The organism is Agromyces cucurbitae (assembly GCF_058349945.1).
Genome location: NZ_JBYRES010000008.1, coordinates 1 through 5,596, shown reverse-complemented (window position 1 = coordinate 5,596; position 5,596 = coordinate 1). Strand labels below are relative to the sequence as shown.

Annotated in this window: 3 rRNA genes; all 3 read left to right on the top strand. The window is 55.8% G+C overall.

The features are described from left to right. Window positions 1-187 precede the first annotated feature (187 nt). The 3 genes from AC3RJ6_RS19270 (at window position 188) to rrf (ending at window position 5,588) form a co-directional block, all read left to right on the top strand. Window positions 188-1,717, top strand: a 16S ribosomal RNA gene (locus AC3RJ6_RS19270). A 459-nt stretch (window positions 1,718-2,176) separates the two neighbouring features. Then, window positions 2,177-5,282 (top strand): 23S ribosomal RNA (locus AC3RJ6_RS19265). Window positions 5,283-5,471: 189 nt separating this feature from the next. Next, window positions 5,472-5,588: ribosomal RNA gene (rrf, locus tag AC3RJ6_RS19260) — 5S ribosomal RNA — on the top strand. The 16S, 23S and 5S rRNA genes sit together here, the layout of an rRNA operon. Window positions 5,589-5,596: the final 8 nt, after the last annotated feature.

Sequence of the window (5,596 nt, the reverse complement as noted above, 5' to 3'; positions counted from 1 at the left end):
CGGGTGCGTCCGTTCCTTGAGAACTCAACAGCGTGCACTATGTTCAATGCCAATTTTTTGAACCCCGACTCACTCTTTTTGGGTGGGTGGGATTCCTTTGATTGATGGACAATTTGATTTTTGAAGTCAGTTGTTTCTCTGTCAGAGATTGAACTCTTGACTGGCCTTCGGGTTGGTTGAAACATTTTTTTTGGAGAGTTTGATCCTGGCTCAGGACGAACGCTGGCGGCGTGCTTAACACATGCAAGTCGAACGATGAACTTCCAGCTTGCTGGGGGGGATTAGTGGCGAACGGGTGAGTAACACGTGAGTAACCTGCCCTGGACTCTGGGATAACCCCGAGAAATCGGAGCTAATACCGGATAGGACCTTGCACCGCATGGTGTGGGGTGGAAAGTTTTTTCGGTCTGGGATGGACTCGCGGCCTATCAGCTTGTTGGTGAGGTAATGGCTCACCAAGGCGTCGACGGGTAGCCGGCCTGAGAGGGTGACCGGCCACACTGGGACTGAGACACGGCCCAGACTCCTACGGGAGGCAGCAGTGGGGAATATTGCACAATGGGCGCAAGCCTGATGCAGCAACGCCGCGTGCGGGATGACGGCCTTCGGGTTGTAAACCGCTTTTAGTAAGGAAGAAGGGGCTTCGGCCTTGACGGTACTTGCAGAAAAAGGACCGGCTAACTACGTGCCAGCAGCCGCGGTAATACGTAGGGTCCGAGCGTTGTCCGGAATTATTGGGCGTAAAGAGCTCGTAGGCGGTTTGTCGCGTCTGCTGTGAAATCCCGAGGCTCAACCTCGGGCCTGCAGTGGGTACGGGCAGACTTGAGTGGTGTAGGGGAGACTGGAATTCCTGGTGTAGCGGTGGAATGCGCAGATATCAGGAGGAACACCGATGGCGAAGGCAGGTCTCTGGGCACTTACTGACGCTGAGGAGCGAAAGCGTGGGGAGCGAACAGGATTAGATACCCTGGTAGTCCACGCCGTAAACGTTGGGCGCTAGATGTGGGGACCTTTCCACGGTTTCCGTGTCGTAGCTAACGCATTAAGCGCCCCGCCTGGGGAGTACGGCCGCAAGGCTAAAACTCAAAGGAATTGACGGGGGCCCGCACAAGCGGCGGAGCATGCGGATTAATTCGATGCAACGCGAAGAACCTTACCAAGGCTTGACATATACGAGAACGCGCCAGAAATGGTGAACTCTTTGGACACTCGTATACAGGTGGTGCATGGTTGTCGTCAGCTCGTGTCGTGAGATGTTGGGTTAAGTCCCGCAACGAGCGCAACCCTCGTCGCATGTTGCCAGCACGTTATGGTGGGAACTCATGTGAGACTGCCGGGGTCAACTCGGAGGAAGGTGGGGATGACGTCAAATCATCATGCCCCTTATGTCTTGGGCTTCACGCATGCTACAATGGCCGGTACAAAGGGCTGCGATGTCGTAAGGCGGAGCGAATCCCAAAAAGCCGGTCTCAGTTCGGATTGAGGTCTGCAACTCGACCTCATGAAGTCGGAGTCGCTAGTAATCGCAGATCAGCAACGCTGCGGTGAATACGTTCCCGGGCCTTGTACACACCGCCCGTCAAGTCATGAAAGTCGGTAACACCCGAAGCCGGTGGCCTAACCCTTGTGGAGGGAGCCGTCGAAGGTGGGATCGGTGATTAGGACTAAGTCGTAACAAGGTAGCCGTACCGGAAGGTGCGGCTGGATCACCTCCTTTCTAAGGAGCAACTCGGAAGCCTTCGGGTTTTCGCAGTGCATACCAGGTCAAGACCGAATGTGTCTTGCTGGTTGCTCATGGGTGGAACATTGACATAGGCATCCAGGCCAATGGGTTCTGGTTCAGTACGCCTCGCTTCGGTGGGGTTGGAACGACTGGGTTCGGCGGGTTGGGTGCGTGCACGCTGTTGGGTCCTGAGGGACCGGACATGGCCTGGCGCCTTCGGGTGCGGGTTGGGATGGTTTCCCTTCAGGCCTTCATGAAGCCGGCGGTTGCTGGTGGGGTGGGGGTTCTGGCCGTCTGTTGAGAACTACATAGTGGACGCGAGCATCTTAGATTGACGCTCCTTTTGGGAGTGTCGATCACAAGATTTCGATCACATGCCTCTTCGGGGGTGTGTGTGACTAATCATTGGTCAATCTCGCACTTTCGGGTGCGCGATCGATTCAACTCATGTGATTTCAAGTTTCTAAGAGCAAACGGTGGATGCCTTGGCATCTGGAGCCGAAGAAGGACGTCGTAATCTGCGATAAGCCTCGGGGAGCTGATAAACGAGCTGTGATCCGAGGATTTCCGAATGGGGAAACCCCGCCAGGCCCTTTGGGTGACCTGGTGACTCCCGCCTGAATATATAGGGCGGGTAGAGGGAACGTGGGGAAGTGAAACATCTCAGTACCCACAGGAAGAGAAAACAACCGTGATTCCGTGAGTAGTGGCGAGCGAAAGCGGAAGAGGCTAAACCGGTCATGTGTGATACCCGGCAGGGGTTGCATGGTCGGGGTTGTGGGACCTTTCGGACTGTACTGCCGTGCAGTCACGGTGACGCGTGTGCGATAGACGAACCGGATTGAAAGCCGGACCGGAGTGGGTGTGAGTCCCGTAGTCGAAATCGTGCACGGCCCGGAGAGGTATCCCAAGTAGCACGGGGCCCGAGAAATCCCGTGTGAATCTGTCAGGACCACCTGATAAGCCTAAATACTCCCAGATGACCGATAGCGGACAAGTACCGTGAGGGAAAGGTGAAAAGTACCCCGGGAGGGGAGTGAAATAGTACCTGAAACCGTTTGCTTACAAACCGTTGGAGCCTCCTTGTTGGGGTGACAGCGTGCCTTTTGAAGAATGAGCCTGCGAGTTAGTGATCTGTGGCGAGGTTAACCCGTGTGGGGTAGCCGTAGCGAAAGCGAGTCTGAATAGGGCGATTCAGTCGCAGGTCCTAGACCCGAAGCGAAGTGATCTATCCATGGCCAGGTTGAAGCGACGGTAAGACGTCGTGGAGGACCGAACCCACTTCAGTTGAAAATGGAGGGGATGAGCTGTGGATAGGGGTGAAAGGCCAATCAAACTTCGTGATAGCTGGTTCTCTCCGAAATGCATTTAGGTGCAGCGTTGCGTGTTTCTTGCCGGAGGTAGAGCTACTGGATGGCCGATGGGCCTCAACAGGTTACTGACGTCAGCCAAACTCCGAATGCCGGTAAGTGAGAGCGCAGCAGTGAGACGGTGGGGGATAAGCTTCATCGTCGAGAGGGAAACAACCCAGACCACCAACTAAGGTCCCTAAGCGCGTGCTAAGTGGGAAAGGATGTGGAGTTGCACAGACAACCAGGAGGTTGGCTTAGAAGCAGCCACCCTTGAAAGAGTGCGTAATAGCTCACTGGTCAAGTGATTCCGCGCCGACAATGTAACGGGGCTCAAGCACGCCACCGAAGTTGTGGCATTGACATTTGTGGTAGGCCTTCGTGGTCCAGCCGTGTTGATGGGTAGGAGAGCGTCGTGTGCCGGGTGAAGCGGCGGTGGAAACCAGCCGTGGACGGTACACGAGTGAGAATGCAGGCATGAGTAGCGAAAGACGGGTGAGAAACCCGTCCTCCGGAAGACCAAGGGTTCCAGGGTCAAGCTAATCTGCCCTGGGTAAGTCGGGACCTAAGGCGAGGCCGACAGGCGTAGTCGATGGACAACGGGTTGATATTCCCGTACCGGCGAAGAACCGCCCACATGAAATCAGGAGTGCTAAGCATCCCAATCCATGCACGATCCCTTCGGGGTGACGCGTGGGGCGGCATGCGACCCCGTCTGGTGGAGTGAGCGTATTAACAGGTGTGACGCAGGAAGGTAGCCCAGCCCGGGCGATGGTTGACCCGGGGCAAGCGTGTAGGCCGAACCGTAGGCAAATCCGCGGTTCACGAGGCTGAGACGTGATGCGGATGAAAAGTGGGTGATCCTATGCTGCCGAGAAAAGCATCGACGCGAGGTTCTAGCCGCCCGTACCCCAAACCGACTCAGGTGGTCAGGTAGAGAATACCGAGGAGATCGAGAGAATCGTGGTTAAGGAACTCGGCAAAATGCCCCCGTAACTTCGGGAGAAGGGGGGCCCGAACCGTGAATGGACTTGCTCCAGGAAGCGGGGAGTGGCCGCAGAGACCAGTGGGAAGCGACTGTTTACTAAAAACACAGGTCCGTGCCAAGTCGCAAGACGATGTATACGGACTGACGCCTGCCCGGTGCTGGAAGGTTAAGAGGACCGGTTAGCCGCAAGGCGAAGCTGAGAATTTAAGCCCCAGTAAACGGCGGTGGTAACTATAACCATCCTAAGGTAGCGAAATTCCTTGTCGGGTAAGTTCCGACCTGCACGAATGGCGTAACGACTTCCCAGCTGTCTCAACCGCGAACTCGGCGAAATTGCAGTACGAGTAAAGATGCTCGTTACGCGCAGAAGGACGGAAAGACCCCGTGACCTTTACTACAGCTTGGTATTGGTGTTCGGTGTGGCTTGTGTAGGATAGGTGGGAGACTGTGAAGCTGGCACGCTAGTGTCGGTGGAGTCGTTGTTGAAATACCACTCTGGTCACTCTGGATATCTAACTTCGAACCGTGATCCGGTTCAGGGACAGTGCCTGGTGGGTAGTTTAACTGGGGCGGTTGCCTCCCAAAAAGTAACGGAGGCGCCCAAAGGTTCCCTCAACCTGGTTGGCAATCAGGTGGCGAGTGTAAGTGCACAAGGGAGCTTGACTGTGAGACTGACAGGTCGAGCAGGGACGAAAGTCGGGACTAGTGATCCGGCAGTGGCTTGTGGAAGCGCTGTCGCTCAACGGATAAAAGGTACCTCGGGGATAACAGGCTGATCTTGCCCAAGAGTCCATATCGACGGCATGGTTTGGCACCTCGATGTCGGCTCGTCGCATCCTGGGGCTGGAGTAGGTCCCAAGGGTTGGGCTGTTCGCCCATTAAAGCGGTACGCGAGCTGGGTTTAGAACGTCGTGAGACAGTTCGGTCCCTATCCTCTGCGCGCGCAGGAAATTTGAGAGGATCTGACCCTAGTACGAGAGGACCGGGTTGGACGAACCTCTGGTGTGCCAGTTGTTCCGCCAGGAGCACCGCTGGTTAGCTACGTTCGGAATGGATAACCGCTGAAAGCATCTAAGCGGGAAGCCGGCCTCAAGATGAGATTTCCATCCCCTTCGGGGGGAGAGGCTCCCAGCCAGACGACTGGGTTGATAGGCCGGATGTGGAAGACAGGACTAACGACTGTCGGAGCTGACCGGTACTAATAAGCCGACAACTTGATAATCACTACACACACACGAATTGTGCATTCACGTAAAGGCCGTGTGCGTGGCCCAAGATGATCTCGCGTCCACTCTGTGGTTCCCAACAGACGGAAACCAACTTCAATTCAACACAGACAACACAACCCACGGGTTGTGTGACCGAAACCACCAAACCACCACCCCACGGTGATGACGTTTGGTCCTAGAGTTTCGGCGGCCATAGCGCGAGGGAAACGCCCGGACACATTCCGAACCCGGAAGCTAAGACTCGCAGCGCCGATGGTACTGCAGGGGGGACCCTGTGGGAGAGTAGGACACCGCCGGACATTCATTC